The organism is Ornithinimicrobium ciconiae (assembly GCF_007197575.1).
Lineage (GTDB): Bacteria > Actinomycetota > Actinomycetes > Actinomycetales > Dermatophilaceae > Ornithinicoccus > Ornithinicoccus ciconiae.
The window spans coordinates 155,645-180,833 of the sequence record NZ_CP041616.1 but is presented as its reverse complement, the minus strand read 5'-3'; the positions used below and the strand labels follow the sequence as shown (position 1 = coordinate 180,833).

Here is a 25,189-nt window from a genome sequence, read left to right as displayed (position 1 = left end):
CGTCCGAATCTGCCGCAGGGCGAACGTGGTGTCCTGTGAGTACTTAGCGGCCACCACGTCCTTCCACGCGGGCGAAGACCTCCTCGGTGAACTCGACATGGTGCGGGAGGCCGGCCAACTGTTCCGCACTGATAGCTACGTTCCGGTCCCGAGCCTCACGCTCCAACTGCTGCCAGTAGCCGCGTGCCATCTCCTCCTCGGTCAGTTCCCCGAACGGAGCATCAGGACCGACCACAGTCAGCGCCATGACTTCCATCTCCTCCATGCTGGTCCCGCTCCAAGGCCCGCTGCTACCCCACCCTCGATCGGTGAGCAAAGGAACACGCTCACCGTCGTCCAACTCGATGGACAGCAAACACTTGGCGTTCTCCTTGCTGCTCTGCCGGTCCTCGACGTCAACCCGTGTCACGAGAATCACCAGTTCTCCCATCTCCCGTAGGATTTACCCTACGGGGAGGCACACCAACCCGGGTAGGAGTTAGAGCTCCTTTCCCACTATCATCCCTCACTGGCAGCAGATGGCTCGCATGGTCAATGTCCACATGACGCCAGCGTCACCGCCTGTTGCGGCTCGTGCGGTCACCGCTCCCGCCATGACGACCGGCACGGCGAACCCGAGACATCCTGTTCTGCCGCGTGGAGGACGGCTACGCTCGTCCGACTTTGCCGCCGACAGTGAACCGCTACTTTGCACGACCAGCCGCGGCGGACTCGAGCGTGCAAGGTCCGCCGCTCAGGGTTGTGCAACCTTCGCTGCATCTCAACAGATGCACCCAATCGTGTAAGAACGACAGTCGATTCCAAGAATCACCTGACGTTATGCGTCACACTGTCGAGATGCAGCGAAGATGTCACAAACGCGGTTCGTATGTGTCATAAACCAAGAGTTATGGATTACTGCGACTCTCCGTTCGGCTCCTTTGTCGAGATGCAGCGAAGATGTCACAGACTGCTGCTGGGGGCTGCGGGGGGAGTTGTCGAGGTGCAGCGAACTTCGCACAATCGACCGCGGTGTGCAGCGATAGGCGAATGTGATCCAAGCATCACATCGCAGGCGGCCAGAAGGTTGCAGGCTACCCTCGGCGCAGCTGCCAGGCCCCGGTCACTCCGAGTGGCACGAAGCCGAGGCGACGGTTTATCGCGAGCATGTGAGTATTCTCTGCGGCATTCCAGGTGTGGATCCGCCGCAGGGCTGGGACGTTGCGGGTCAGCTCGGTCAAGGCCGCGGCCTTGACCAGAAGACCCAGGCCGTGGCCGCGATGGTCGCCGTGCACCAGGGTGTCGTCCTGGATCGCGACCTGTGGCCGGTCCCGCGGGTGGGCGAGCTCGGAATAGGCGACCGGCTGACCATCGGGCCCGAGCGCGACCGCGGTCGCATAGTCGCGACCCCACTCGTCGCGTACACGGTCGACGCGCACCACCTCGGCCTCGTCCCAGTGCTCATCCTCTTGCTCCATGCCTGCGCTGGGTGCGTCGATGCTCATCCGTGCCCTAAGCCTCGCCATTTCGCCCCGCAGCTCCGGTGGCGTCGGGCCGAGCCACGACCTGACTTTGTATGCCGTGCCGTCAGCGGCGGCGATCACCTCACCTGCGGAGGTGATCAGGTCGGCCGTGACCGTCAGGGTCGAGGCGATCTCGACCTGCTCCAGGACGAAGCCCTGAGATTCCAGCCAGTCCGCCCGGTCGTCCCGGCCCAGCCGGCCCACGCCGCTCTGCGGCTCGACCCAGCCATGACCGACGTCAACGGCGGGGTGCATGGTCCAGCTATGCACGACCGAGCGGCCACCCGTCTCGATGAGCGGCAGGCACTCGGTCCAGAGCGCGTCATACACCTGCTTCTCGGGTGCGCTGCCCGGCAGCCAGCTCGGGAAGACGTGAGCGACCGACAGGTTGTCCTTCAGCGGCATCCGCACCGAGGCGTAGCCGACGGCCTGTCCCTCGGTGTCGCGTGCCAAGAGATAGTGCTTGCGGGTCGTCTCCTGTGATCGGTAGCCGACTGCGTAGACCTCAGGTGCCTCGGCGAGGTCGGCGTGCCCGAGCACATGCTCGACATGCGCGGCCTCGACAGCAGCCACCTGCTTGAGCCCCTCGCCCGGGGGAGCGTCGGCGGCGGGGACAGGCAGGAGCACGGCGTGAATCGACATACCGAGGAGCGTCGTCCAGCAGGGCGTCCGGCCGCAAGCTGTTTAGCGTAACCGGACCGGCATCCGCGCTGCCGCGCGCCAGCCCTCCCCTGACCCCCGCGGCGCATGGTCCGCGAGTATGCCCGTCACGACGATACGTAGCGCCCGACTTTGCCGCGCGGCGCGCTACTTTGCACAACTCCGACGACAGAGCCGGATCGTGCAAGGTTGGTCGGGTTGGGCGTGCAGTCTTCGCTGCATCTCGACAAGATGTCGAGATGCAGTTGTCGAGATGCAGCGAACTTTTCGTAACTGGTACTTCTATGTCGCATAACACAATCTAATCGAATGTGTTAGTAATGCTTTGGTATTGAGACGCAGCGAAGTGGGCACTGAGGTGCCGATCAGCTCTGGGATGCGCGACGTGCGGCATCGCCCTGTACTTCCTGAGGCAGGACCTTTGGGCTTGTCACGCTGATTTCAGTGCCAGCCGCGGAGCGAGAACCGTAGGCTCGGGACGTGGCGGAGGCACGCACCAACAAGGTCGTCTGCTACATCGTGCGGGACGGTTGGATCCTGACGTTCCGCCACCTTGACCACCCCTTGTCCGAGGTGGGCATCCAGGTACCCGCGGGCACCATGAAGCCGGGCGAAACGCCGGAGCATGCAGCGTTGCGCGAGGCACGTGAAGAGACCGGACTCACAACTCTTCAGATCGTGCGGAAGTTGGGCGAAGCCGACTACGACATCAGCCCCTACCGACATGAAGTCATGCGACGCCACTTCTTCGAGATCACAACAGACGATGCCCCGGCCGCTCCTTGGATCGCCGGAGAGCCAGACCCGGACGACGGCGGAACCGGGTCGAGCTGGGAGTGCCGGTGGGTGCCCTTGGAGCAGGCGCACGTCCTTGCAGGCGGGCTAAGCAACATGATCGGCGCCCTCGTCGATGAGTGAGGGCAACGGCGTGTCCATGCGTTGCGGGGCAGGGCAACTACCGCAGTGTGGGGCATCGCGAGATGGTCAGCACGCTCAGTAGCTGCCAACTCCGTCGAGTTGCTCCCGCAGCAGGTCCAGATGCGCCAGGTGTCGGGCGGTCTCATCGATAAAGTGCGCGCGTCGGTGCTGCCTGGGAAAGGATGGTGTTCATGAAGGACGGCGGCATTTCGAGTCAGTGGCAGCCTCGTACGGGACCGCCCGGCCTCCGTACCCGACTGTGCTTTACGAGACCCTTGCGCAGCAGGGAGTGATCGGGCCTGATCTTAGGGTCCTGGAGATCGGGCCTGGCAGTGGTGAGGCCACTGGTGAACTTGTCCGTCGCGGAAGCAAGGTGGTCGCAGTCGAACCAGGTCCGGAACTGGCCGACCGCCTCCGGCGAGAGTGCCCGGATGCGACCGTTGTCGTGTCCCGGCTTGAGGATATGGATATGGCTGCGCGCCAGTTCGACTCGGTGGTGGCGGCCACGTCAATGCACTGGGTCGACCTGCCGACGATGCTCCCCAAGCTCGGCCAGGCACTGGAGCCGCGTGGGATGCTGGCCGTGTGGCGGACGGTCTTTGGGGATCCTCGGGTGCGGACGCCGTTCCGGCAGGCCGTGGACAAGATCGTCGCTGGTCGTGGCACGAGCGTCCCACGCAGTGACCCGCTGGATCCGCGCCCGACCGTGGAGGAGTTGGAAGCTGGGGGAAGATTCCGCCACATCCGAAGTTGGCAGTGGCCGTGGCAGATCGACCTGGACGCACTCCAAGTCCGTGCTCTATTCACTACCTTCAGTGACTGGCGGGACCCGGGAGAACTCGATGCAGTCCAGGCCGCTGCCGCAGCACAACCAGGTTCGGTGACCGAGCACTACGTCACGATCCTGCACCTGCTCCGCGGCACGACCGGAGAGAAAGATGCCGTTCGTGAGGGACCCTACTGAGAGCCTGAGGCGGTTCTGGGGTCTTGAGTCGGCCCTCGTGAGTCCGCTGGGTGGCGGCATGAATTCGCGGACGTGGTCGGTTGTTCATCAGGGATCCGCGTACGTCGCAAAGTCCGTTTCGTCTGCTGGGGTTGCGGATCTGCTCGCTGGGTGTCAAGTGGCCACGACTCTCGCCGAGGCCGGACTCGTTACGGGCCGACCAGTTCCCACTCGGGACGGCCGGCTCGTCGTGACGGATCCCGCTTTGGCTCTACTTGAGCATGTGCCGGGCCGCGAACTGGATGGCGACGCTCATGACGAGCAGGAATGGATAGCCAACACTCTGGCTCGTGTTCACGCTGCTAACAGCCCGACTAGCGGACCGGGAGTCGCCACGTTTGCACCGGACTGGCTCTCACCGCTGATGCCGGGGGTTGCGGCTCACCCTTGGCTCCCTGTAGCCATCGAGACGGTGCGAGCCGAGACCGACCCGTTGATCGTCACCTGGTCTGTGCTGCACACCGATCCTGCCCCAGAAGCGTTCATCCACGACGACCGAACCGGGGTGACCGGCCTGGTCGACTGGGCGGGGGCAAGGCGAGGTCCCGTTCTCTACGACATTGCATCCGCTGTGATGTACCTGGGCGGGACACAGCACGCAGCGGCGTTCCTCGCCAGGTACCAGTCCCAAGGGCTGCTGGGAGTTGAGGAGTGGCTACACATCGACGTGTTCCGGCGGTTCAGGGAAGTCGTTCAAGGTGTGTACTTTGCCGGGCGATTGGCCGCCCCGGAGCTCACAGGAGTGATTGATCAGGCAGAGAACGAAAAGGGCTTATTCGATGCCAGGAGACGGCTTGCCGAGCTTGGCATCGACTCGGGCTGAGACTCTGGCATCGACCAGACATGCCGCTGCGGGCGCAAGCTCCAACCATGCAGTGTCCGCGCTACCGCGTGCAGCTCCAGCAACTCGGCCCTGCCACCGCAACCAGGCCAAGAAGGGCAAGGCCTATGGCGCACGTAAGATCGGCGATCCATAGACACCCTTGAAGCGTCAGGCTTCGTCTCGCGAGGGGTACCGCTCCAAGGCCCATCGACGATGAGCTAGCGCCGTCGCGAGCGTGAGCCGCTGCTCGTAGGACGGACGCTCTGGCTGGTTCAGGACCGTGGCTAGCACCTCCACCTCCCACGTGAGGCGCGCGCGGACCGGCTCCAAGGCAATCGTCGTTCGCGACACTCGTCCTAGTCACGCCGCCGGACGACCTGTGACGACTAAGAAGGGCCAACATGAACAAGCAGCAGAAGCTCAAGAACACAGCAGAAGGACTGCTCGCGGCCCTCGCGGCCGTAGGCTTTGACGGCCCCTGGCACTGGGCTCACCACGAGTGGGAGGGCGCCTTTTACCGCGCATGGGCGAAGTGGCCGCCCGCGAGAGACACCAAGGTCTTCCGCACGGTTCGGGTCGGTGGTGCCGCCGACGGCCGCAGCTCCCAGGCGCGGGACATCCTCTTCGCCGTGAAGAGCACGTCACCGTTCGACGGCTACGACCGCAGCCCGCTCAACACCGCGCCCAGAGGGATGACTCCAGAGGAGTACCTCGAGATCTGGGTTGAGGGCGCTACTCCTCAGGAGTGGATGGATCTCGCTCGGTCATTCCTGTCCGAGATCGGCGAACCGATTCCGCAGTAGGGCTCGGGTCGGATCGCTTCAAAACCTGTGGCAAGGCCGCCCTGCGCTCTGAGCCCAGCGTGCAGCGAGACCCTGGTCGGGCAAGGTTGGCAGGTCTGTCGTGCAGTTTTCGCTGCATCCCCTACACCAATCTTGCGCAGCCGCGCCTGCTATGAAACATCCCTTCACGTGATGAACGGAGACGTACTGCGTTACATATGTGACGGGCTGGCTTCACGCGTGCTTGGTCGACAATCACACCGTGCTGCGGCTTCCGCTAAGTGGTGAGTGGTTCTACCGCGTGCCCGAGTCGAAATGTCCGGACAACTCGCCGCAGGGCAGTGATGTCCTCGGTGGGGTTCCCTTCGACGAGCACGAGGTCGGCCCGGAGCCCGGGATGGATGCGACCGCGGTCGTGGAGTCCCCACGAGGTCGCTGGTGCGGAGGTCGCCGACCGCAGAGCCTCAACGGGTGACAAGCCGGCCAAGACCAGCAAGTCCAGTTCCACGAGTAAGCCGACGCCCGGCAGAGTTCCGAGGTTGGGAGCGTCGGTGCCGGCAAGCACCGGCACCCCTGCCTGGAATGCCTGCTGCACGCTTTGCCGCAACTCTTGGGGGTCGAAAAGGTCGGTGTAGCCACGCAGGCCCCGGCCTAGATGCGCTCTGGCTGAGGCTGAGAGGGCCTCCATCAGGGGGTCCCTGAGGATCTCGCGGTCAGCGGAGTCGTGGATGATGCCCATCGTGGTGGTGACGAACACCTGTTGGTCGACCATCCGCGTGAGCAGTTCGTCGGGATAGGCAGGGGCGGCCAAGGCGTGGGCCAGACCGTCAATGCCCGCCTCGACTGCCACCGTGACGTCGTCCAGGAAGTTGGCGTGCGCCACGACGATCAGGCCCCGGTTATGGGCCGCTTGGACCAGCGCTGACACTGTCTCAGGACGCAGCGTCGGCATGTCCGTACTCTCCACGACCACCTTGATGAACTCGGACCCTTCCTCGACCCTGGCATCCACCCAGGACTCGGTCTCCTCCGGATGCTCCAGCCGCGGGAGGTCACTGTTGCGGGGCGGGTGCCCGCCGGGCGCCGTGGCCAGGAATCCGGCGGTGATCAGATCAGACTCCTCCAGCATCCCCGTGCGCTTCAGTTCAGCAGTCCGTTTCGGGTCCGGGGCACTGTAGAGGTCCAGCTGGGTGGTCACGCCGAAGCGGACGGCGCTGGGAATGAGGGCGGTCGGCGGATCGTAGTGGACGTGGGAGTCGATCAGCCCTGGTAGCACGGTGTTGCCGCCGCCATTCACCACCTCAGCGCCAGAGGGAACTGGTCCCTCTCCCACTCTACTGATCAAGCCGTCCTGCAAGAACAGGTCAGTGGGCCCCCTCAGCACCTCTCCGTCAAAGATGAGGACATCGGTCATCAGCGTCGGCCTGGGCGAGCTGAACTGCGTAGGGAGCACGACGTCAGGGCGCAACGGTCGCGGATGCGCTGGAGGTGACCACGACGGAACCGGACCGCTGGTCAGCTTTGGGCTATCGCCAGGATCCGCCGAACTGCAGCCGGCCAGGACCACCCCGAGCAGACCTGCGCCGAACGAGCGGCGGCTGAGCTGCACGTTGTCGATCTCAGCGACGTCCGCCCGCATGAGTCCCCAGGAAGGCAGGTGGCTGGGGTACTGGCCGCCCCTGAGCCACGCCGTCCCCGACGTCGGGGACCCCGGCCTCCGCCGCTTCCGGGGATGACAAGAAGCCCTCGTAGGCCTGGCTGACCGCGCCAGATCTGCGAACTGATTCAACCAAGGCTGCGGTGTGCGAGTCAGCCAGACAGGTCCGGCCTTCGGCACCGCGTTCTGACACCCGGCTCAGAACCTCCCTGGTGAGTGCGTCGGCGTCCGTGTTCGCGATCCGCAGCACGAGGTGGTGTTGAGCCAGCGCCTCTACCCAGTCCACTCGTTCGGCCTCGGTGAGTCTCGCAAGACCCTCGCCCAGGATCTTACTGAGGAGCTCCTCGTCCGCGGTGCGCATCACGTAACGGAACCGCGCCACCGCCACTACTTGCGGGTCTGGTTCCTGACGTCGTCGTCTTCCGAAAATCATGCCCACACCCCAATCGGTCTGGTCGAACGTGCCAAGAATCCTAACTGACCCGCGCCTACCCTGCTCGACGAAGCTCACCGCCTTCGATCGCGCAAGGTTCCGTGCTGACAGGCCCGCAATCTTCGCTGCATCTCGACAGATGCTGTCGAGATGCAGCCAATCGTTCACAAACGTCCCTCGTTTGAATCAATAGGGTGACGTTATGTGAAAGGTAACTCAGTGTTGGGTGGGCCTTGGTCGGTTTGCTACCTATTGTCGAGATGCAGCGAAGATGTCACAAACCGGGTTCGTATGTGTCATAAACCGCGTGTTACGGACTCCTGCGATTCCGCGTTGCCATCTTCGCTGGCACGGTCCCTGATGCCTCTGGGCACGGCGGCTCGCCCGAGCGGGCGGCCGTCCTGGCCCGCGGGCCTTCGGGCAAGGCAGCCTGGTAGCAGGCAAGGGTCGGAATCTCGCCCTCATGCCGAGGGTGCGGAGCTGATGCTCGTTGAGCGGTAGCGTGAACGGTCATGCCGGATGCTGATTGGAGGGCTGGGTCGTTCTCGCGGAGTCGACCGTCGGCGGAGACGCTTGAGTGGGTGGCTGCTTCCATCGGCACGGGAGGGGGTCGTGTCACCGGCTGTCGGCGGATGACGGGTGGTGTCTCGTCTGTTGTCCACCGGATCACGGTCGAGCGGGGCGGTGTCCGCAGTTCGTATGTGCTTCGTCAGTACCCAGGCGCGTTGGGTCTCAATGAGGCGGTGCGCCAAGAGGTGGAGAACCTCGCGGTGGTGGCCGACAGCGGCTTGCCGGTTCCGCGGGTCATCGCCGCAGACATCGACGGGGATCGGACCGGTGGGGCACCATCGGTGCTGATGACCCACCTTCCTGGCCATGTCGATCTCACCCCCGCCGACCCCGGGTCCTGGCTGCGCGCGATCGCAGAACTTGCGGCCAGGGTGCACGCGCTGGATCTTCCCGCGCCGATGCTGCGCCCTTGGCAGGACTCGTGGATTGCCCCGCGACACGAGTTGCGGGTGCCGGCCGGGGCTCACCAGCACGGGGTGTGGACCGCGGCGTTCGCAGTAATTCGCGAAACACCAGCGTCTGTCCCGGCCGTCTTTCTGCACGGCGACTTCTTGCCGGTCAACGTGCTGTGGTCCAGGGGCAAGGTCACCGGCCTGGTTGACTGGAACGGGATCCACCGCGGCCCGCGCGCGGTCGATATCGGGCACTGCCGTCGCTACTTAGCTGCGCTGCACTCTCCCGAGTGGGCACAACAACTCCGGTCGCAGTACGAGCTCATCATCGGACAGAGCCTGGACCCCTGGTGGGACATCTACGCGCTGCTGCACCACGACGACCAACAACCCGCATGGATCCGCCGCCAGGTCGCCGGCCGCCGCACCTTCGACGAGACGGGCGCGACCCAGCGCGTCGAAACCACACTGAAGGACGCACTCCGACGTCTCGGCTAACGTCGGCGTTACCACCCAGCGCACCCTCATGCCGCCAGGGGCGAGGACCGCCGGACCCTCGGTCAGTCACGCGGTGCGACCATGTTCCGGTGGACGCATCCGTGGACGTCGCTGCACGTTGGGTGCCCCTGACCCCATCTGTGGTCGCCGAGTTGTTCACCGGCGCAGACTGCATGTGGTTCATTGCAGGTGGATGGGCCATCGACCTGTTCATCGGACGACAGACCCGACCGCATGGCGACACTGACGTCCTCGTGCTGCGACGCGACCAGCACGCCGTGCAAGAGCATCTGGCCGGCTGGGAGTTCTTCGCAGCTGACCCTCCCGGCACCCTGCGCCCATGGCAGGCAGGCGAAACGCTGTACCAGGGCGTGCACGACATCTGGTGCCGCCGGCGCGGATCCTCCTCCTGGCAGCTGCAGCTCATGTTCGACGAGTCCGACGGGGAGGACCTCATCTCCCGTCGCGACCACCGAGTGCGGATGCCGCTCGCGCACGCAAGGAGAACGTCCCCAGCGGGTATCCCGTACCTGGCCCCCGAGATTCAGCTTTTCTACAAGGCCTCGGCGCCACGGGAGAAGGACCAGCAAGACTTCCAGACGGCACTCCCGCTGCTCGCTGCGGACCAACGTGCTTGGCTTGCCCAAGCCCTATCCCTGGTCTGCCCTGACCACGACTGGATACTTCCACTGACGTCCTGATCTGCCACGTTCCGCGCGATGTTTGCGCGACCGCTGGCCAGGGACGGTGTTCGTGCAAGATGCCACGCGTGCCGGTGTGCAGTCTTCGCTGCATCTCGACAATGCAGCCAACGCCCACTTCTATGTGGCATAGGCGTTCGTCGATGCGATGTCGTCGCGCGTGGCGGTCCGATCGAAGCGAGGGCAGACCCTCACCGACGCGCCGCGCAAGGCTCGTTGTTTCACCCTCATGCCGAGAGTCGGACGGTATTCGGAGGGACCGCCCATAGTGTGGGAGTCAGTGCTGGGCACTGCTCGCCCAGAATTGGCGCTCGGGCGCGATGGGTGGGTCTCGAGCCCTGACCAAGGAGGATATCTATGTGGTCCAGATCGCTCCGTGTTGGCGCGCTAGCAGTGGTGCTGGTCGTGAGTGGTTGCTCGAGTGATGCCTCAGAAGAATCTGTTGGCACAGGTGAGACTGAGCCGCGGTCGGCAGAGATCGAACGTGCGAATGATTTCCAGACCAGCGTGATGTCGTGCCTGACTGAGCGAGGTTGGCCAGTTAAGTTGACTGATGATGGCGGAGGCATCACCTACGACGGTGTGGATCCCGGACCCGAGGTTGGCGAACGTTACAACCAGGATCTCGACGCATGCACGCTGGAAGCGGGGCCGCTGCCGACTTATCAGCCACTCAGCGATGCCGAGATCCGGGCATACTTCGCGCTCAACCTGGAGGTCGCAGCCTGTCTAGAAGCCGAAGGGATAACGGTCCCTGAGCCTCCCTCCGAGGACGTGTTCGTGGAGGCACACCGTGCCGCGGCTGTGGGGACAAACGTCGAGACCTGGAACCCTCACGCCGCGGTACCACCAGACCAAGGCCCCCGCATGCTCGAGAAGTGCCCTGAGCCGACACTTGAGGACCTCGTCGGCTGACCTTCGGGGCGCAGCCAGCTGCGCTCATCGCAGGCTGGACGAGTAAGTATCCGCACATGCCGCCGACAGAGAACGCCTACTTTGCGCGACCAGCCGCGACGGACTCGATTGTGCAAGGTTCGCCGCTCAGGGTTGTGCAACCTCCGCTGCATCTCGACAGCAGCCAATCTTGCACAGCCGCCCAACCTATGTAACATTCCTCCTGCTTATCGATAGGGCAGGAGTCGATCACGCCTTGCGCAGCAACCGTGCGTATGTAACATTCCGGTCCCTTATCGATCTGTCCTGTTGTGATCACCTCTAGTTAGAGGTGTTTGCCCTGCCAGTCACATCGCAGTGGAGGCGCTGCGTCGAGGTGACCGTCTCTGTGTAGGCCGTAACCCTCAGCACTCCGGGCAGACGGCACCCCCAACTGCTCGGTGGTCGGATGTCCGGTGACCGTGCGGAGGCTCGGCGCGGCAAGAATGTGGGCATGAGGGACCCCGGGCTTTTCGAGTCGATCGCTGCGTCGTACCGGGCGGCGCGGCCTGACTATCCCAGCGAGCTCTACGACACACTGGTCCAGCAGGGAGTGATTGGACCAGGACGTCGGGTCCTGGAGATCGGAGCCGGCACCGGTGAGGCCACCGGTGAGCTCGTCCGTCGCGGAGGCGCGGTCTTCGCGGTCGAACCCGGCCCCGAGCTGGCCGCCCGTCTCCGGCAGGCGTGCCCAGAAGCGAGCGTGCTGGTCTCGCAGATCGAAGACGTGGACCTGGCTGCGCACCGATTCGATTCGGTTGTGGCGGCCACGTCCATGCACTGGGTCGACTTGCCAACGGTGCTGCCCAGGCTCGGCCAGGCGTTGGAGCAAGGTGGGCTTCTTGCGGTCTGGCGGACGGTGTTCGGGGACCCGCGAGTGCAGACGCCATTCCGTCGAGCCGTGGATGAGATCGTCGCTGGTCGGGACGAGACCATCCCACGCACCGACCCGCTGGAGCCGCGACCAACGGTGGCGGAGCTGGAAGCGGGGAGTAGGTTCCGACTGGTCCGTACCTGGGAATGGCCATGGCAGACCGACCTGGACGCGACCCAGATCCGTGCCCTCTTCGCAACCTTCAGCGACTGGCAGGACCAAGCAGAACTCGACGCGGTCCAAGCCGCTGCTGCGGCACAACCGGGGCCGGTGACCGAGCACTACGTCACGATCCTGCACCTGCTCCGCAGCACGACTGGAGAGACATAGCTCATGTACGCCGGGCTACCCCGACGGTGACTGGCCACCGCTCAGCGGGATGTCGCTCGAGGCCAATCTCTCCGACCTTCCGCCGACGTGCCGCCGAGACCGGGTTCGCGTTCACCGTGCTCGACCCAGGGGAGAGCGACGTGATTGGCTGCGTGTACCTCTACCCCACGAGGTCTGCGGGCCACGACGTGATCGTCCAGTCGTGGGTCCGTGCAGACCGGGCCGATCTGACGTGCCGCTCGCCGGCGCCGTCGCCGCCTGGCTCGCCGAGGCATGGCCCTGGGAACGGGTGAACTCCATCGGTCGCTGAGGGTCGCCCGCTTCCCCGTATTCAGTTCGGGCGACGCCGGGAGAGCTCACCCAGGAGTAGCCTCGATCCGTGAGTTACGGTGCGAACACCGGGCACCGCATCGAGGCGTTGCTGTGGCCGTTCGTCGAGCGTGTCGTCGAGACCTGGGCGCTGCCCGGGGTGGCCCTCTGCGTGGTGCACGACGGCGACAGGGTCGCGGCCCGCGGCTTCGGCACCCGGGACCGCTCCAAGGGGGAGCCGGTCACCGCTGACACGCTGTTCCACCTGGCCTCGATCTCCAAGTCGTTTGTGGCCACGGCCGTGCTGCAGCTGGTCGAGGACGGCGAGCTGGACCTCGACGCCAGCATCACAACATACCTGCCTGCCCTGCAGTGGGCCGACCCGCCAGCGAGCGGGATCACGCTCCGGCAGCTGCTGTCCCACCGGTCCGGGATCGGTGACGTGAGCGACTACGGATGGCACGAGCCGGAGCTCGACGGCGGGGCGCTGGCCCGCTTCGCGACCCGTGTCGCAGGCTGGCCGCTGGAGCAGGACCCGGGTGCGGGCTTCGCCTACTCCAACTCGGCATACGAACTGCTCGGCCACCTCGTCGCGACCATCGGCGGGCAGTCGTTCGAGGCTCATCTCAAGGAGCGGGTGCTGGACCGGGTCGGGATGGCGACGAGCACCTTCCTGCGCGCCGACGTGTCGCCCCATCTGGGCGCCAGTCCCCACCTGGGACTACCGCCGCAGGTGGTGGAGGGGGCGTATCCCTACACGCGCAAGCACGCACCGAGTTCGACCCTGCACAGCAGCGCCGCCGAGCTGGGGCGGTGGATGGTCGCCCACCTCGCCGACGGAGCCGGGCTGATGTCCCCGGGGACCCACGAGGTGATGTGGACGCCGGTGGTCGAGAGCGGTAGCGAGTGGCACGCGCACATGGCGCTCGGCTGGTTCTGGGGGACCCACCGTGAGCACCTGGTCGTGAACCACTCTGGCTCCGACCCCGGCTTCGCGACCAACCTGGCCCTGATGCCGGAACTCGGGCTCGGGGTCAGCGTCCTGGCTAACAGCAACACCGCCCCGATCTTCGGTCTGACCAGGGCGGCGCTGGACGTGCTGCTCGGGCGGGAGCCGGCCGACCCGCCGCTCCCGCCGGTGACCGTGCCGCTGGCGTCCGTGCTTGAGCGGTCTGGGGTGTCAGCGGCCGCCGACCTCTACCGTCGGCTCGCGGCTGCTGACCCGCCGACCGCGGACGTCGACGAGGAGGGGTTCGAGGACGCGGTATGGGGTCTGATCGAGATGCATCGCACCGACCTCGCCTGGCCGTTGTTGGAGCTCTGGCGGCTGGTCCAACCGAGGTCCTCCCCAGCGTGGGGCAACACGGGATGGGCCCACGAGATCGCCGGGCGCTTGCAGACCGCAGCGGAGCACCTGCAGCGGGCGGTCGAGCTGGACCCCGACAACGACGAGGCGACCACCATGCTGCGCCGCTTGCTCAGCGCCCCGTGACGACTTGGTCGACCGACCCCGTGGTGGGCGGCTCAAGGTATGGCGAACTGGTGACCGTCCATCTTGCTGCGCTTCGGATGTGGACCAACTACGAATAGGCAGAACCGTCCTGACATGCCGTTGGTGGGTCGCTGGACGAACTGGCTCGATGGGTTCCGCGGAACGCCGCTGCAGCCGGAGGTCATGATCGATAGACGTCCGCACGATGTTCGATTGCGATGATGGTCACGCGCTCGTTGATCCGGTAGAGGATCCGGTCGTCACCACGTCGAGCGCTGTGCAGCTCTTCGAGGTCGAAACGCGGGGCTTTGCCGACGCGCTGGGGGTTGCTCGCGAGTGGACCGTAGATGACCTCGATAGCCGCCGTAGCCACCTTTTCGGGCGGTCGCTGCAGGGCGCGCTTGGCCGTCGGCGTCCACGCGACCTGTACTGCTCCACCATCAGGCGCGTAGCGTTGCAACGACTTCGTCTTTGCTGAGGACCTCGGCCTCGCCGGCCGCGAGCTCGGCAAGGCTGTCTCGGACCTGTGTGTTGAGTTTGGGTCGGCTCACGACCTTCAGCGTCTCCGCCAACGACTCGAGGTCGTCGGCGCGGATGACCACCGCCGCCGGCTTGCCGTGACGAGTGATCACGACCCGGTCATGCTCCCGCTCGACCTGGTCCACCACCTCGGACAGCCGATTCTTCACATCTCGCAGGGCCATCGCAGGATCCACAGTCATAGCCACAAGTGTGGCCTTATTAGGCTGCAGGTGAACGTCCTGTTCTGGGCCTGCCGTACCGACTTTGCCGCGTGGGTGATGTGGCTCAGGCAGTCTGGAGAGGGTGGATTTGGTCCAGGTCGGCTCCGATGACGTCCCTGCGGGTCTCCAGGTCGTACCGGGTCTGCAGGTTGATCCAGAACCGATCGCTGGTCCCGAAGTAGCGGGACAGGCGCAGGGCCGTGTCGGCGGTGATGCTGCGCTTGGCGTGCACGATCTCGTTGATGCGCCGTGGGGGCACGCCGATGGAGACGGCTAGGTGGTGCTGGGTGACTCCCAGGGGTCCGAGGAACTCCTCGAGCAGCACTTCGCCGGGGTGGATTGGGGTGATTGTCGCGGTCATGCCTGGGTGCCTCCTTAGTGGTAGTCGACGATTTCGACGTCCTGCGGACCGGCTTCTGTCCAGACGAAGCAGATCCGCCACTGCTGATTGATCCTGATGCTGTGCTGGCCGGCCCGGTCGCCCTTGAGCGCCTCGAGCCGGTTGCCGGGCGGCACCCTGAGGTCGTCCAGGGTCTCGGCGGCGTCCAGCATGACCAACTTGCGCAGGGCGACCCTCTCTATCCGAGGGTCGACGCCCTTAGCCCGCTGGCGAGACCAGAGACGCTCCGTCGCAGTGTTCCGGAACGACCTGATCACACGATCAGCATAACGCGTCGCGTTATGTCTTGCCAGGCCCTTCGAGCGACCGCACCTGCCGCAGGTGGTTCGGGATGCTCGCGCGGGGCTGCTCAAAACGGCCAGTCGCGGGGGTAGGCCAACGGAGTGGTCAATACCTGCACGTCGATCCTCCGGCACCTGATCTTGCCCGATAGCCCAGCGAAAGCACGACCCTCAGTCGTCGAGTTGCGGTACCGTCCGCAGTTACATAGAGCGTGCCGTCCGTCGAGAAGATCATGGACTCGATGAGAGCCAACCCTCGCAACGTGCGGTACGAGAACCGGCGAGTCCGTGCCCGTGCCCTTTGCGACCCGCAACTACCCAGGCAAATTCAACCTGCGCGTAGGGGAGCACCTACACCGCCAGCTAGCCGTGAACGCCGCCCAGGAACACCTCAGCCTGAACGAGTACCTCGTACGGCGCCTTTCAGACGCTTCCTAGACCGCCGCAAGCCGTTTGCGTGCGCTGGTACCACTTGGCCAAGTGACGAGCGGCCATCTGGTGGTCGGCCGTACCGCTGGCAACGGCTATCACCAGGTCGAAGGCGTCGCCGTCGGGTGCTTGGAGGTCGATACCGTTGAGGCCGTAGAACACGACCACGGCCAGCCATCCCAGTCGCTTGTTGCTATCGACGAGCGGGTGGTTGACGACGATGGACTCCAGCAGCGGGCCAGCCTTGGTGTCGATGTCGGGGTAGGCGTCACGTCCGAAGACGCTGGCGTTTGGGCGGTGGGCTGCGGAGTCCAGCAGGCCAAGGTCCTGTACGGGACCGACGCCCAGGTCCTAGGACGTGCCATTCAGTCCCGTCGGGGACACTGGGGGAACACCGACCGCAGTTTCGAGAAGGAGTCAGACGTGACCGAGGGAACCGTCCGCTGGTTCGATGCCGACCGGGGTTTCGGCTTCATCGCCCTGGGGCAGGAGGCGGAGGACCTGTACGTGCATGCGTCCGAGATCATCAGCGACGGCGCAGTGAAGTTGCTCCGGGAGGGACAGGTGGTCGAGTTCGAGATCGGCGAGGGCGACCGCGGCCCGCAGGCACGCCGCGTCCGGGTCATCGCCGACCAAACCGCCGATACACCGCTGGGCCTGCTCGGCACCGTCTCCTGGTATGAGCCTGCCAAGGGGTACGGCTTCATCGCGCCCGACGGCGGTGGTGCCGAGATCTTCATGCACAGTTCGGCCATCATGGTCGGTGGCGTGGTCTCGGAGGGGCAACGGGTGGCGTTCCTCGTCGTTGACGGAGAGAAAGGACCGCAGGCTGACTATCTGCTCCCCCTGGGAGCAGAGGCCGGCCAGCAGGCCGTGGCATCCGACGGGGCGGACGGCACCGTGACCTGGTATGACGGGGACAAGGGCTTCGGGTTCATCACCCCCGAGTCGGGCGGCCCCGATGTCTTCGTCCACATCCGGGCGCTGCCCGACGGGCACTCCGAGCTGCGCGAGGGGGACCGGGTGACGTACGACATCGTCGTGAGCGAGAAGGGCCCGCAGGCCCGCGACGTGCGCCTCGTGCGCAGCTCGACACCGCGGGGTGCACCCGCGACGTCGACGAGCAGCGGTCGGTCGGGACAACGGGAGCCATCGGTCGTCCCGGCGCGCGGCGGCGAGGGAGTGGTCGCGCGCTACGACACGGAGCGGGGGTTCGGCTTCATCGCGCCGGACACGGGAGGCGCGGACCTGTTCGTGCACGTGTCGGTTCTTAGAGGCGCCGAGGCGCTGCACCCGGGCGATCGGGTCCGATACCAGGTGCGACAGAGTGATCGAGGACCACAGGCCGACCGCGTCGAACGGGTGTGAGCGGGACGGCGGGCCGGTCCGAGCAGTCCCTGGGACGAGGAGTGAGGCGCGGTGAGCTGTGGACGGTCGCCGGCGGTGTCCATGCTTCCAAGCCCGACCTCTTCGAGGCCACCACTTCCGTGACTGTCGTACCACTGATCAGCACGCTGGTCGACGCACCTCTGCTACGGGTGCGGGTCGACGCTGACGAGGTCACTGGCCTCCAGCAGGAGAGCCAGATCATGATCGACAAACTGACGACCGTGCCGCGCGACAACGTCGTTTCTCGCGTCGGACGACTTCGCCCCGAGAGCCTCGTGGAGGTCGAGAGAGCACGGATGGCCTTCGTGGGCCTCGCCCGATAAGCAGAGCCGCCCGCCTAGGCTTCAGCGCAAAGAACTCACCAACCGCGCGGAGGCGACGTGGAGGACTACCAGGTGCACGATGCGGTCTCGCTGGCCGCTCTTGTCCGCCAGGGCGAGGTCACGCCGGATGAGCTGCTCACTGAGGCCCGACGGCGCCGTGACGAGGTCAACCCCCGGCTCAACGCCGTCGTCATGGACCTCGACCCGCCGGTCGCCAGTGAGGGGATCGACGGCCCGTTCTCCGGGGTCCCGTTCCTGCTCAAGGACCTCGGACAGTATGTCGAGGGGCAGGCGTGCAGCGACGGCAGCCGGTCGCTGGTGGGGTTGCCCCGCGCCGAGACCGCGACGGCGGTGCAACGGTGGCTCGACTCCGGCCTGGTGATCTTTGGCAGGACCAACACCCCGGAGTTCGGGGCCAAGGGAGTGACCGAGCCTGCCGTCTATGGAGCGGCCCGCAACCCGTGGAACACCGACCATTCTCCGGGTGGATCGTCCGGCGGGGCAGCTGCGGCCGTGGCGGCCGGCATCGTGCCGTGCGCGGCGGCGAGCGACGGTGGTGGTTCGATCCGCATCCCCGCCTCGGCGTGCGGTCTCTTCGGTCTCAAAGCGTCGCGCGGTCTCGTGCCGTCCGGCCCGGCCGTGTCGGAGGCGCTGGGTGGGATCGCCACGAGCGGCGTGATCTCGCGGACGGTCCGGGACAGTGCCGCGATGCTCGACGTCCTGGTCGGGCCGTCCGCTGAGTCGCCATACCTGGCGGCGGTGCCGCGCACGGCATACGCCGACGAGGTGGGGCAGGACCCGGGTCGGCTCCGGGTCGGCATGTGCACGTCGAGCTCGATCAACGCTGACCCGCATCCTGAGGCGATCGCCGCCGTGCGCAGCACGGCCGACCTGCTCACCGAGCTAGGTCACGAGGTGGTCGAGCTCGAGCAGGCACCGTTCGACGACGCCGAACTGGCTCGGGACTTCCTCACGATCTGGTTTGCCTATGCCGCCTACGAGGTTGATCTTGCCAAGCGGGCGAGTGGTGCCGACGACTCGCAGTTTGAGCCCGACACCCTCACCATGGCCGCCCTCGGTCGGGCGACGAAACCGATGGAGCTGATCCAGGCGCTCGAGAACCGCCAGGTGCACATCCGTCGTCTTGCAGCCTTCCACGAGACCCACGACCTGCTGCTGACCCCGACCACCGCGACCCCACCCCCGCGCATCGGGGCGTTTGATCTGCCGCCGCGGCTGCAGGCCATGCAGGCCAGGCTCATCAAGGTCAAGGGTGCCGGGCTGCTGCGGTTCACGTCGCTCATCGACCAGATCATCGGCGCCAACCACAGCTGGGTGCCCTACACACAGCTCGCCAACATGACCGGTCGTCCGGCCATGTCCGTGCCGCTGCACTGGACGCCGGACGGCCTGCCGATCGGATCGCAGTTCGTCGGCTCGCTCGGCTCAGAGGGAGTGCTGCTGCGGCTCGCCTCCCAGCTGGAGGCTGCCCGTCCCTGGGCGCAGCGACGCCCTCAACTCCGGCCCCTGAGGGACGCCCCAGGGGACGCTGGCACAGTGGAGAGGTGAACCGTTCCGACGACCTGCTGATCTCCCGTGCTCGGTGGCGGGTGGCGCGTCCCTTTGTCGGCCTGGCCCTCCTCGGCGTGCTCGCCGGCGGACTGGTCGCTGCCGTCACCGGCCCGCTCGATCTGAGGCACGGCTCCTGGGCCGCGGCCTATCTGGTCCTCGTGGTCGGGGTCGCGCAGGCAGTCTTTGGCGCGGGACGTGCGTGGCTTCCTGCCGTCGCCACCGTGCCGCCACCCCGGCTGCTCCTCGAGCTCGCGGCCTGGAATGTCGGCAGCCTGGCCATCATCGCCGGCACCGTCCTCGATCAGGTGTGGCTCGTCGTGGCCGGCAGCGTCCTGCTCGTGGGGGCGCTGGCGTCCTGGGCCGCCGCAGTGCGCACTTTCCGGCAGGAGCAGCGGCCGCTCGCCACGGCATACCTGCTGTTTGTGGCTTTCCTCATCCTCAGCGTGGTCGTCGGGATCGGGCTCTCGGTCTCCCGCAACCTGTAACCCCGGCTTGACGGACCAACCACAGACACTGCACGGGAGTGAGCACCATGAGCAACGACCAACCTCTCGACGGCATCACCGTCGTCTCGATCGCGATCAACCTGCCCGGCCCGGCCGCCGTCGCGCGGCTTGCCGCCCAGGGCGCCGCCGTGGTGACAGTGCTCCCGCCAGGCGGGGACCCGATGCAGCAGTACGCAAGGGCTTACTTCGATGAGCTGCACGTCGGTCAGGAGCTGCGCACCATCGACCTCAAGTCAGAGGCCGGCCAGTCCGATCTCGACGACCTGCTCGCGACCGCGGACATCCTGATCACCTCCTCGCGGCCGTCCGCGCTGCGAAGACTGCACCTGGACTTCACCAGCGTGCACGCGCGGCACCCACAGCTCTGCCAGGTCGACATCGTCGGCTACCCCGGAGACCAGGCAGAGACCGCCGGTCATGACCTGACCTACCAGGCAGGGCACGGCCTCATCGTCGACGGACGCATGCCGTCAGCCCTGATGGTCGACCTCGCCGGCTCCGAGCGGGCGGCTGCGGAAGCCTGCGCCGCACTCATCGCACGCGCCCGCCTGGGGGAGGGGGTCCGTCGCGAGGTGCCACTGTCGGACCTCGCGCAGACCCTCTCCGGCCCGCTGCGCGCCGGCCTGACGGGCCCCGGGCAACTGCTCGGCGGAGGCCTGCCCGTCTATGGCGTCTACGACACTCTGGATGGCCAGATCGCCCTGGCCGCTCTCGAGCCGCACTTCACCAAGGCGCTGCTGGTTGCCCTTCGCCTCTCACCCGAGGACTGCACCCGGGAGCGGCTCAGCCAGGTCTTCGCTGAGCGCACCGCCACCGACTGGCAGACCTGGGCCAACGAGCACGACATCCCGCTCGTCAGGTGCGCATGAAGGACAGGTGGCGCGGCGCAAGGTCACCCAGCTGTCGTTCATCTTCGACCACCGAGTGTGCGACGGAGGCACGGCAGGCGGATTCCTGCGCTATGTCGCCGACTGCGTGAACGCCCCATCCGTGAGCTGCGCGAGCGTCAGCATGCCGTCGCGCTCACCGTCGGTCAGCTCGGGGAACTATTGCAACCCGGCCACGGTGATCCAGGCCAGCAGCGCCAGTATGCCGATCGCGTCGCCCGCCTGTTCCCGCTTCAGGGCGTCTTTGGTCCCCAGAAGCTCGGTGGTGGGCTGCCCTGGCGGCCCGAGACGCTGATGACCGTGACTCTGAGGCAACTTGCAGCCGGATATGTCTCTCGCAGCCGGAAATAACCGGCTGTCAGAGACATGTCCGGCTCGAAGACGGGCGAGGAAGGCCGCGTCGACGCCGGGAGTGGAGGGCGGGGGTGCGGCGGGGTCGGACCGGAGTGGAGGGTCGGAAGGGTGGCGCCGGGGGAGGAGGGTGCGGGCTGGGCCGAAGCCACCTCACAGGATAGCGAGCAGGACCGCCGGGCTCTCCACGCAGTCGGCGACACCATCGAGACACTCTCCTCGTGGAAGAGCTGAGCAGTGGGCACCGACTATGACGCCTTCGCCGCGGAGTATGCCGCGGACGGCCCGGCAGGAGTCGGGCCTGCCGCTGCTGGCAAACGACCCCCAAGGTCAGCGCAGGATCACGGTCCGGTGCTCGTGCAGGAAGACCCGACCCTCGCAGTGCCAGCGGACGGCGTTGGACAGTGCCTTGCACTCGGTGTCCCGACCGGTCGCGATCAGTTCCTCGGGACCGAAGGCGTGGTCCACCTCCTGCACGCTCTGCGCGATGATCGGCCCCTCGTCCAGGTCGCTGGAGACATAGTGCGCGGTGGCCCCGACCGTCTTGACCCCACGGTCATACGCCTGGTGATAGGGCTTGGCTCCCTTGAAACTGGGCAGGAACGAGTGGTGGATATTGATCGCTCGCCCGCTGAGCCGTCGCGACAGGTCGTCGCTGAAGATCTGCATATAGCGCGCCAGCACCACCAGTTCCACGTCGAACCGGTCGATGAGCTCGAGCAGCTCAGCCTCGGCCTGGCGCTTGGTCTCCCGGGTGATCGGGATGTGAAAGAACGGGACCCCATGCCACTCCACGAGCTGCTGGGAGTCCGGATGGTTGGAAGCCACCGCCACGATCTCGGCGCCCAACTCGTCGTTGCGGGCGCGAAAGAGCAAGTCGTTGAGGGCGTGGGGGAACTTGGAGACCATGATCAGCACACGCCGTCGGGTCGCTGCGCCACGGATCGTGAACGCCCCCTCGACCCCTTCGGCCAGCGGGGTGAAGGCCGTGCGCAGACCCTCCTCACCGGGGTCGTCATGTGCCTGGTCGAGCACGAAGTGGACCCGGAGGAAGAAGCGTCCGGCGCGGAAGTCGTCGAACTGCTTGAGCTCGAGGATGTCGGCGTGCCAGTCCTGCAGGAAGCCGGTCACCAAGTGGGCGAGACCGGGGCGTTCCGGAGCGTCAAGGGTCAGGACGTATGCCGGACCCTGGGGCAGCCCGCCGGGTGCCGGTGGGGGAGCTGGCTGGGTCATGAGGGTTCCTTCCCTGGACGATCGCCGTTCGGACATCTTGGCACTAGCGGGTCCGGGTCGGACTCATCGCCGAGGGATGCGGTGCGTAGCCACCTCTCCCCACTGGAGCCATATCTCGGGTTTACCGCATATGGAGCATGGATCAGGATCGCGTTCGGTGCCACGATCGGCAGACAGGACCGCGTTGGAGCGGACACCGCCGACAGAGGAGAAGGATGACCGTGGAACTCGTCCCGGGAAACACACTGATCACCGCCACGCCGCAGGAGGGCCGCGAACTGGCGATCACCATGGCCCGCAAGACGATCGGGGCGATGCAGCCCGACGCGGAGGTCCGGCAGGTGCTGCGGCCCGGCTACGCGACGAGCGCCGACTCGTTGACGGCGGCGGGCCACGTCGTGGCCGTCGAGTTCGCCACGATCGCAGCCGCCAACAACTACTGGCGCGGGGACAGCGTCTGACCCCAGGTTGATCGGGTCGTCGGTCAGCGGAGCAACGGCCGAGCGGGTCAGGCCGAGACGGGCCAGTGCCGACGGTCAGACTCGCGGTCAGGCCGAGTCGACGCCCTCCGTCGACAGCAGGACGACGACGGCGTCCGGAGGCAAGGCGAGGTCTGCCCTGCGGTCCGGATCACTGAGGGCTGCCCGCACGCCGGCAAGCGTGGCGGCACCGCACGGTCCCGATGAGACGCCGAGCTCGCCGAGATCGCGGGAGGCGGTCAGTGCCGCCTCGTCGCTGACCGCCACCGCGGCGTCACACCCCTCGCGCAGCACCGGCCAGGCCAGGCTGGAGACAGTGCCGCAGTTCAGGCCCGCCATCACCGTCGCTGCGGTGGGCACCGAGGTGGGTATGCCGTCGCGCAGGCTGGTGAGCACGCACGCCGCTGAGTCGGGCTCGACCGCGAGGACACTGGTGCGGGGGGTGCCGGGGGTGCCGCTGGTCCCGTGACGGTAGTGGGACACGACTGCCTGAGCCAGCGAGCCCACCCCGACCGGGACGGCAAACAGGTCCGGCTGACGGCCCAGCGCCTCGTCCACCTCCTCGGGCAGCGTCGCGTAGCCGTGGACGATCCACTGCGGCACCTCCTCATATCCCTCCCAGGCGGTGTCCTGCACCAGTGCGCGGGGTGCGCCGGACGCACTTCCCTGCTCGTCGGCATACGCGGCGGCGGTGCGCACCGTCTCGTCATAGTCACCGGCCACCCGGATGACCTCGGCGCCTTCGGAGGCGATGAGCGTCGCGGTGCTCTCCGGCATGACGGCGGGGACGAAGATCGTTGCGCCCGTGCCCAGTTCGCGGGCCATCCGCGCGACTGCCCGGCCGTGGTTGCCGTCCGTGGCGGTCACCAGCGTGGCCCCCGGAGTGCGATCGAGCGCCTGCCGACAGGCCCACGAGGCCCCGAGGATCTTGAAGGCGGGCAGCCCGAGGCGCGCAGACTCGTCCTTGACCAGCACCCGGCCCACACCGAGCTCGGCGGCCAGGGCAGGCAGGTCGACCAGAGGCGTCGGCGCATAGCCGTCCAGACCGCGGTGGAAGACACGGACGGCATCGACTGCTGCACCGTCGGTCGAGGGCCACTGTCGGGCAGCGGGATTGCTGAACCAGAGCGTCATCGGTCTGCCGATCCGGCGAGTCCGGCCACCAGGTCGGGGGTCACCTCATCGAGGTTGCCCACGACGACGGCGGCCAGGGCCAGCGCGTCCTGGGCCGGGGGGAAGGCCTGGTGCGGGATGGCGATGACCTGCAGTCCTGCGGCGGCGGCGGAGCGGATCCCGTTGCTGGAGTCCTCGATCGCCACGGCCGAGCCCGGGTCGACGCCGAGCAGGTCGCAGGCCCGCAGATAGCCGTCCGGTGCGGGCTTGCCGGCAGCAACCTCCTCCGTCGAGACCGACACCTGGAACTGGTCGGTCAGGCCGAGCGCCTCCAGCGAGGAGTCGATCAGGGTGCGGGGTGAGGACGAGGCCAGCCCCAGCGGCCAGCGCGAGCCTAGCCGACGCACTGCCTCCACGGCGCCGGGCATCGTCGGCAGGTGCTGGCGATAGCGTGCGGCCATCCCCTCCAGGGTGCGCTGGGCGGCGTCCCCGCGGATGCCGACGGTGGTGGTGAGGTAGTGCGCCCACTCGGGGGTCGACATACCCATCATCGCCTCGGTGGCACCCTCGGGCCACGGGAGGTCATCCTGCGCGGCCAGGCCGCGGCGCACCTCGTCCCAGATGGTCTCGGTGTCGGTCAGCACACCGTCCATGTCAAAGACGATGGCGGCGATGGGGGCAGATGTGTCGCTCATGCCCCTATGGTGGCCGAACCGCGGTGTGGGGGCCGCTGACGGTCCACCCTCTCGGGCAGCGCCGCAAACCCAGCTGACCGATAGGCGGCGACGGCGCCGACGTTGGCGCTGGGCGTGGCCACCAGGACGGCCGAGGATCCGAGGTCGCGCAGCGCCGCCGCTGCGGCCATCGTGATCGCACGGCCGTATCCGTGGCCGCGGTGGTCCTCGTGCACACCCATCGGCTCGATCAGACCACAGCGTCCCGGCCCCGCCGACCACACGGTGATCGCTGCCACGGCAGCGTTGGCACTGTCGCGGGCGACGAGGGAGCGGGCATCGGCATACGGGATTCCCTGAGCCATCGCGTGCCAGCGGTGCACCATCTCCTCCAGGCTCAGGGCGGAGCCGAAGGCGGACTTCTGCACCCGCGCCCAGTCCGGAGCGTCGGCTGGTCCGACCGTCTCGATCCGGACTCCCGGGTTCTCGACGGGGTCGCTCAGGTCGCGACGCAGCGGGGTCCACACCTCATCGGCGTGCCAGCCGGACTCGTCGAGGAGCTCGGGCAGCAGCGCTCCCGGAGGTGACTCCAGCGACACCGTCCCGGCTGGCAACACTCCCCGCTCCGGTGCCGACAGATCCGCTGCCAGGTGCTGGGCCAGTTCTTCGTCCCGGTGCGCCGTCGGTGCCATCGCGAGGCGGAGCAGGTCAGGGCCGTCGAGTATGCCGATCGCGACCAGCCCACCGTCGCGCGTCCAGGTGCGCACAGCAGCGGTCGTGGCGTCGGTTCCCGTGCGCCAGAGCCAACCCAGGTCGCCCGGGTGCAGCTGGAAGGGTGTGCTGTCCTCTTGCCAACTGCGCAGCGCCTCGACGACGCCGTCGAGGTCACGCAGCCTTGGCCGGTCCAGTGTGATCGTCATGCGGTGATCGCA

At 66.8% G+C, this 25,189-nt stretch carries 30 protein-coding genes and 2 pseudogenes; 17 read left to right on the top strand and 15 right to left on the bottom strand.

All coding sequences use genetic code 11. The features are described 5' to 3' along the window. Window positions 1-43: 43 nt before the first annotated feature. Window positions 44-418, bottom strand: a complete 375-nt coding sequence (locus FNH13_RS00880) for a hypothetical protein (RefSeq protein ID WP_143781712.1) — start codon at window positions 416-418, stop codon at window positions 44-46. Window positions 419-1,073: 655 nt separating this feature from the next. Continuing rightward, window positions 1,074-2,144 (bottom strand): GNAT family N-acetyltransferase, encoded by a 1,071-nt coding sequence (locus tag FNH13_RS00875; protein ID WP_143781711.1) that lies wholly within the window; start codon window positions 2,142-2,144, stop codon window positions 1,074-1,076. 498 nt (window positions 2,145-2,642) lie between these two features. Between FNH13_RS00875 and FNH13_RS00870 the strand changes: the two genes are divergently transcribed. Then, entirely contained in the window at window positions 2,643-3,080 is a 438-nt protein-coding gene (locus tag FNH13_RS00870) for an NUDIX hydrolase (RefSeq protein WP_143781710.1), read from the top strand. Window positions 3,081-3,155: 75 nt separating this feature from the next. On the opposite strand, the pseudogene FNH13_RS19900 reads toward FNH13_RS00870, so the two are convergent. After that, window positions 3,156-3,239: pseudogene (locus FNH13_RS19900) on the bottom strand (mycothiol transferase); the annotation flags it as partial. A 58-nt stretch (window positions 3,240-3,297) separates the two neighbouring features. Here FNH13_RS19900 and FNH13_RS00865 point away from each other — a divergent pair. The 3 genes from FNH13_RS00865 to FNH13_RS00855 all read left to right on the top strand — a co-directional run bounded on the left by FNH13_RS00865 (window position 3,298) and on the right by FNH13_RS00855 (window position 5,709). Then, entirely contained in the window at window positions 3,298-4,044 is a 747-nt protein-coding gene (locus FNH13_RS00865) for a class I SAM-dependent methyltransferase (RefSeq protein ID WP_321169208.1), read from the top strand. Continuing rightward, on the top strand, window positions 4,019-4,906 hold the full coding sequence (locus tag FNH13_RS00860) for a phosphotransferase enzyme family protein (protein WP_143781708.1): 888 nt from the start codon (window positions 4,019-4,021) through the stop codon (window positions 4,904-4,906). Before FNH13_RS00865 ends, FNH13_RS00860 begins: the two co-directional genes overlap by 26 nt. A gap of 401 nt (window positions 4,907-5,307) precedes the next feature. Then, window positions 5,308-5,709: a hypothetical protein gene (locus FNH13_RS00855; RefSeq protein ID WP_143781707.1), complete on the top strand. Its 402-nt coding sequence runs from the start codon at window positions 5,308-5,310 to the stop codon at window positions 5,707-5,709. A gap of 256 nt (window positions 5,710-5,965) precedes the next feature. Here the strand turns inward: FNH13_RS00855 and FNH13_RS00850 are convergent, their stop codons facing one another. Continuing rightward, window positions 5,966-7,102 carry an amidohydrolase family protein gene (locus FNH13_RS00850; protein WP_165699962.1) on the bottom strand — a complete coding sequence of 379 codons (1,137 nt, stop codon included), beginning with the start codon at window positions 7,100-7,102 and terminating at the stop codon, window positions 5,966-5,968. A 205-nt stretch (window positions 7,103-7,307) separates the two neighbouring features. Continuing rightward, a complete protein-coding gene (locus FNH13_RS18880; RefSeq protein ID WP_165699961.1) occupies window positions 7,308-7,946 on the bottom strand; it encodes a hypothetical protein in 639 nt (212 codons plus the stop codon). A gap of 344 nt (window positions 7,947-8,290) precedes the next feature. On the opposite strand from FNH13_RS18880, the gene FNH13_RS00845 reads away from it, so the two are divergent. From FNH13_RS00845 to FNH13_RS00820, 5 genes are all read left to right on the top strand, one after another. Continuing rightward, window positions 8,291-9,238: a phosphotransferase family protein gene (locus FNH13_RS00845; protein ID WP_143781705.1), complete on the top strand. Its 948-nt coding sequence runs from the start codon at window positions 8,291-8,293 to the stop codon at window positions 9,236-9,238. A 140-nt stretch (window positions 9,239-9,378) separates the two neighbouring features. Then, window positions 9,379-9,939, top strand: coding sequence for a nucleotidyltransferase domain-containing protein (locus FNH13_RS00840; RefSeq protein WP_202878839.1), 561 nt, complete (start codon window positions 9,379-9,381; stop codon window positions 9,937-9,939). A 546-nt stretch (window positions 9,940-10,485) separates the two neighbouring features. Next, complete coding sequence (locus FNH13_RS00835) at window positions 10,486-10,854, top strand: hypothetical protein (RefSeq protein WP_114905512.1); 369 nt, start codon at window positions 10,486-10,488, stop codon at window positions 10,852-10,854. Window positions 10,855-11,326: 472 nt separating this feature from the next. Then, on the top strand, window positions 11,327-12,076 hold the full coding sequence (locus FNH13_RS00830; protein WP_165699959.1) for a class I SAM-dependent methyltransferase: 750 nt from the start codon (window positions 11,327-11,329) through the stop codon (window positions 12,074-12,076). Window positions 12,077-12,455: 379 nt separating this feature from the next. After that, window positions 12,456-13,877, top strand: coding sequence for a serine hydrolase domain-containing protein (locus FNH13_RS00820; protein WP_143781703.1), 1,422 nt, complete (start codon window positions 12,456-12,458; stop codon window positions 13,875-13,877). 181 nt (window positions 13,878-14,058) lie between these two features. On the opposite strand, the gene FNH13_RS00815 is transcribed toward FNH13_RS00820, so the two are convergent. The 4 genes from FNH13_RS00815 to FNH13_RS00800 all read right to left on the bottom strand — a co-directional run bounded on the left by FNH13_RS00815 (window position 14,059) and on the right by FNH13_RS00800 (window position 15,277). Next, complete coding sequence (locus FNH13_RS00815) at window positions 14,059-14,337, bottom strand: type II toxin-antitoxin system RelE family toxin (RefSeq protein WP_143781702.1); 279 nt, start codon at window positions 14,335-14,337, stop codon at window positions 14,059-14,061. Continuing rightward, a complete protein-coding gene (locus tag FNH13_RS00810; protein WP_165699958.1) occupies window positions 14,318-14,599 on the bottom strand; it encodes a type II toxin-antitoxin system Phd/YefM family antitoxin in 282 nt (93 codons plus the stop codon). The genes FNH13_RS00815 and FNH13_RS00810 overlap by 20 nt, the downstream gene beginning before the upstream one ends. Before the next feature lie 85 nt (window positions 14,600-14,684). After that, window positions 14,685-14,981: a HigA family addiction module antitoxin gene (locus tag FNH13_RS00805; protein ID WP_143781701.1), complete on the bottom strand. Its 297-nt coding sequence runs from the start codon at window positions 14,979-14,981 to the stop codon at window positions 14,685-14,687. Between the two features lie 14 nt (window positions 14,982-14,995). Continuing rightward, window positions 14,996-15,277, bottom strand: a complete 282-nt coding sequence (locus tag FNH13_RS00800; protein ID WP_143781700.1) for a type II toxin-antitoxin system RelE/ParE family toxin — start codon at window positions 15,275-15,277, stop codon at window positions 14,996-14,998. 312 nt (window positions 15,278-15,589) lie between these two features. Here FNH13_RS00800 and FNH13_RS00795 point away from each other — a divergent pair, with 312 nt between their 5' ends. After that, window positions 15,590-15,739, top strand: a complete 150-nt coding sequence (locus tag FNH13_RS00795) for a toxin-antitoxin system HicB family antitoxin (RefSeq protein WP_143781699.1) — start codon at window positions 15,590-15,592, stop codon at window positions 15,737-15,739. Here FNH13_RS00795 and FNH13_RS19785 read toward each other — a convergent pair. Continuing rightward, window positions 15,725-15,898 (bottom strand): hypothetical protein, encoded by a 174-nt coding sequence (locus FNH13_RS19785; protein WP_321169207.1) that lies wholly within the window; start codon window positions 15,896-15,898, stop codon window positions 15,725-15,727. The genes FNH13_RS00795 and FNH13_RS19785 overlap by 15 nt on opposite strands. Next, a pseudogene (locus tag FNH13_RS19895) lies at window positions 15,899-16,045 on the bottom strand (Fic family protein); the annotation flags it as partial. It abuts the gene before it with no gap. Window positions 16,046-16,153: 108 nt separating this feature from the next. Between FNH13_RS19895 and FNH13_RS00785 the strand changes: the two are divergent. The 6 genes from FNH13_RS00785 to FNH13_RS20040 are packed head-to-tail and all read left to right on the top strand — an operon-like array spanning window position 16,154 to window position 20,702. Further along, a complete protein-coding gene (locus FNH13_RS00785) occupies window positions 16,154-17,098 on the top strand; it encodes a cold-shock protein (RefSeq protein WP_143781697.1) in 945 nt (314 codons plus the stop codon). Between the two features lie 41 nt (window positions 17,099-17,139). Beyond that, the gene (locus tag FNH13_RS00780) at window positions 17,140-17,442 is read left to right on the top strand and encodes a type II toxin-antitoxin system PemK/MazF family toxin (RefSeq protein WP_143781696.1); all 303 of its coding nucleotides are present in this window, start codon (window positions 17,140-17,142) and stop codon (window positions 17,440-17,442) included. A 57-nt stretch (window positions 17,443-17,499) separates the two neighbouring features. Beyond that, window positions 17,500-19,011, top strand: coding sequence for an amidase (locus FNH13_RS00775; RefSeq protein ID WP_143781695.1), 1,512 nt, complete (start codon window positions 17,500-17,502; stop codon window positions 19,009-19,011). Continuing rightward, entirely contained in the window at window positions 19,008-19,499 is a 492-nt protein-coding gene (locus FNH13_RS00770) for a hypothetical protein (RefSeq protein ID WP_228266515.1), read from the top strand. Before FNH13_RS00775 ends, FNH13_RS00770 begins: the two co-directional genes overlap by 4 nt. Before the next feature lie 47 nt (window positions 19,500-19,546). Further along, on the top strand, window positions 19,547-20,389 hold the full coding sequence (locus tag FNH13_RS19390; protein WP_143781694.1) for a CoA transferase: 843 nt from the start codon (window positions 19,547-19,549) through the stop codon (window positions 20,387-20,389). A 7-nt stretch (window positions 20,390-20,396) separates the two neighbouring features. After that, window positions 20,397-20,702 carry a 2-oxo acid dehydrogenase subunit E2 gene (locus tag FNH13_RS20040; RefSeq protein WP_228266514.1) on the top strand — a complete coding sequence of 102 codons (306 nt, stop codon included), beginning with the start codon at window positions 20,397-20,399 and terminating at the stop codon, window positions 20,700-20,702. A 386-nt stretch (window positions 20,703-21,088) separates the two neighbouring features. Here the strand turns inward: FNH13_RS20040 and purU are convergent, their stop codons facing one another. Next, window positions 21,089-21,991: a formyltetrahydrofolate deformylase gene (purU, locus tag FNH13_RS00755; protein ID WP_143781693.1), complete on the bottom strand. Its 903-nt coding sequence runs from the start codon at window positions 21,989-21,991 to the stop codon at window positions 21,089-21,091. 215 nt (window positions 21,992-22,206) lie between these two features. On the opposite strand from purU, the gene FNH13_RS00750 reads away from it, so the two are divergent. Further along, window positions 22,207-22,452, top strand: coding sequence for a hexameric tyrosine-coordinated heme protein (locus tag FNH13_RS00750; RefSeq protein WP_143781692.1), 246 nt, complete (start codon window positions 22,207-22,209; stop codon window positions 22,450-22,452). Window positions 22,453-22,539: 87 nt separating this feature from the next. On the opposite strand, the gene FNH13_RS00745 is transcribed toward FNH13_RS00750, so the two are convergent. Genes FNH13_RS00745 through FNH13_RS00735 form a run of 3 tightly spaced genes read right to left on the bottom strand, consistent with a single transcriptional unit; the run spans window position 22,540 to window position 25,177 of the window. After that, the gene (locus tag FNH13_RS00745) at window positions 22,540-23,604 is read right to left on the bottom strand and encodes a pyridoxal-phosphate dependent enzyme (protein WP_143781691.1); all 1,065 of its coding nucleotides are present in this window, start codon (window positions 23,602-23,604) and stop codon (window positions 22,540-22,542) included. Further along, window positions 23,601-24,278 (bottom strand): HAD family hydrolase, encoded by a 678-nt coding sequence (locus tag FNH13_RS00740; protein WP_143781690.1) that lies wholly within the window; start codon window positions 24,276-24,278, stop codon window positions 23,601-23,603. Before FNH13_RS00740 ends, FNH13_RS00745 begins: the two co-directional genes overlap by 4 nt. Further along, the gene (locus FNH13_RS00735) at window positions 24,275-25,177 is read right to left on the bottom strand and encodes a GNAT family N-acetyltransferase (protein WP_143781689.1); all 903 of its coding nucleotides are present in this window, start codon (window positions 25,175-25,177) and stop codon (window positions 24,275-24,277) included. Before FNH13_RS00735 ends, FNH13_RS00740 begins: the two co-directional genes overlap by 4 nt. Window positions 25,178-25,189 lie beyond the last annotated feature (12 nt).

Coding starts and splice junctions, on each gene's coding strand:
- FNH13_RS00875 (WP_143781711.1), bottom strand. CDS start 2,144: ATGTCGATTCACGCCGTGCTCCTGCCTGTCCCCGCCGCCGACGCTCCC.
- FNH13_RS00860 (WP_143781708.1), top strand. CDS start 4,019: ATGCCGTTCGTGAGGGACCCTACTGAGAGCCTGAGGCGGTTCTGGGGT.
- FNH13_RS00855 (WP_143781707.1), top strand. CDS start 5,308: ATGAACAAGCAGCAGAAGCTCAAGAACACAGCAGAAGGACTGCTCGCG.
- FNH13_RS00850 (WP_165699962.1), bottom strand. CDS start 7,102: ATGACCGATGTCCTCATCTTTGACGGAGAGGTGCTGAGGGGGCCCACT.
- FNH13_RS00845 (WP_143781705.1), top strand. CDS start 8,291: ATGCCGGATGCTGATTGGAGGGCTGGGTCGTTCTCGCGGAGTCGACCG.
- FNH13_RS00830 (WP_165699959.1), top strand. CDS start 11,327: ATGAGGGACCCCGGGCTTTTCGAGTCGATCGCTGCGTCGTACCGGGCG.
- FNH13_RS00810 (WP_165699958.1), bottom strand. CDS start 14,599: ATGACTGTGGATCCTGCGATGGCCCTGCGAGATGTGAAGAATCGGCTG.
- FNH13_RS00805 (WP_143781701.1), bottom strand. CDS start 14,981: ATGACCGCGACAATCACCCCAATCCACCCCGGCGAAGTGCTGCTCGAG.
- FNH13_RS19390 (WP_143781694.1), top strand. CDS start 19,547: ATGAGCAACGACCAACCTCTCGACGGCATCACCGTCGTCTCGATCGCG.
- purU (WP_143781693.1), bottom strand. CDS start 21,991: ATGACCCAGCCAGCTCCCCCACCGGCACCCGGCGGGCTGCCCCAGGGT.
- FNH13_RS00750 (WP_143781692.1), top strand. CDS start 22,207: ATGACCGTGGAACTCGTCCCGGGAAACACACTGATCACCGCCACGCCG.
- FNH13_RS00745 (WP_143781691.1), bottom strand. CDS start 23,604: ATGACGCTCTGGTTCAGCAATCCCGCTGCCCGACAGTGGCCCTCGACC.
- FNH13_RS00740 (WP_143781690.1), bottom strand. CDS start 24,278: ATGAGCGACACATCTGCCCCCATCGCCGCCATCGTCTTTGACATGGAC.
- FNH13_RS00735 (WP_143781689.1), bottom strand. CDS start 25,177: ATGACGATCACACTGGACCGGCCAAGGCTGCGTGACCTCGACGGCGTC.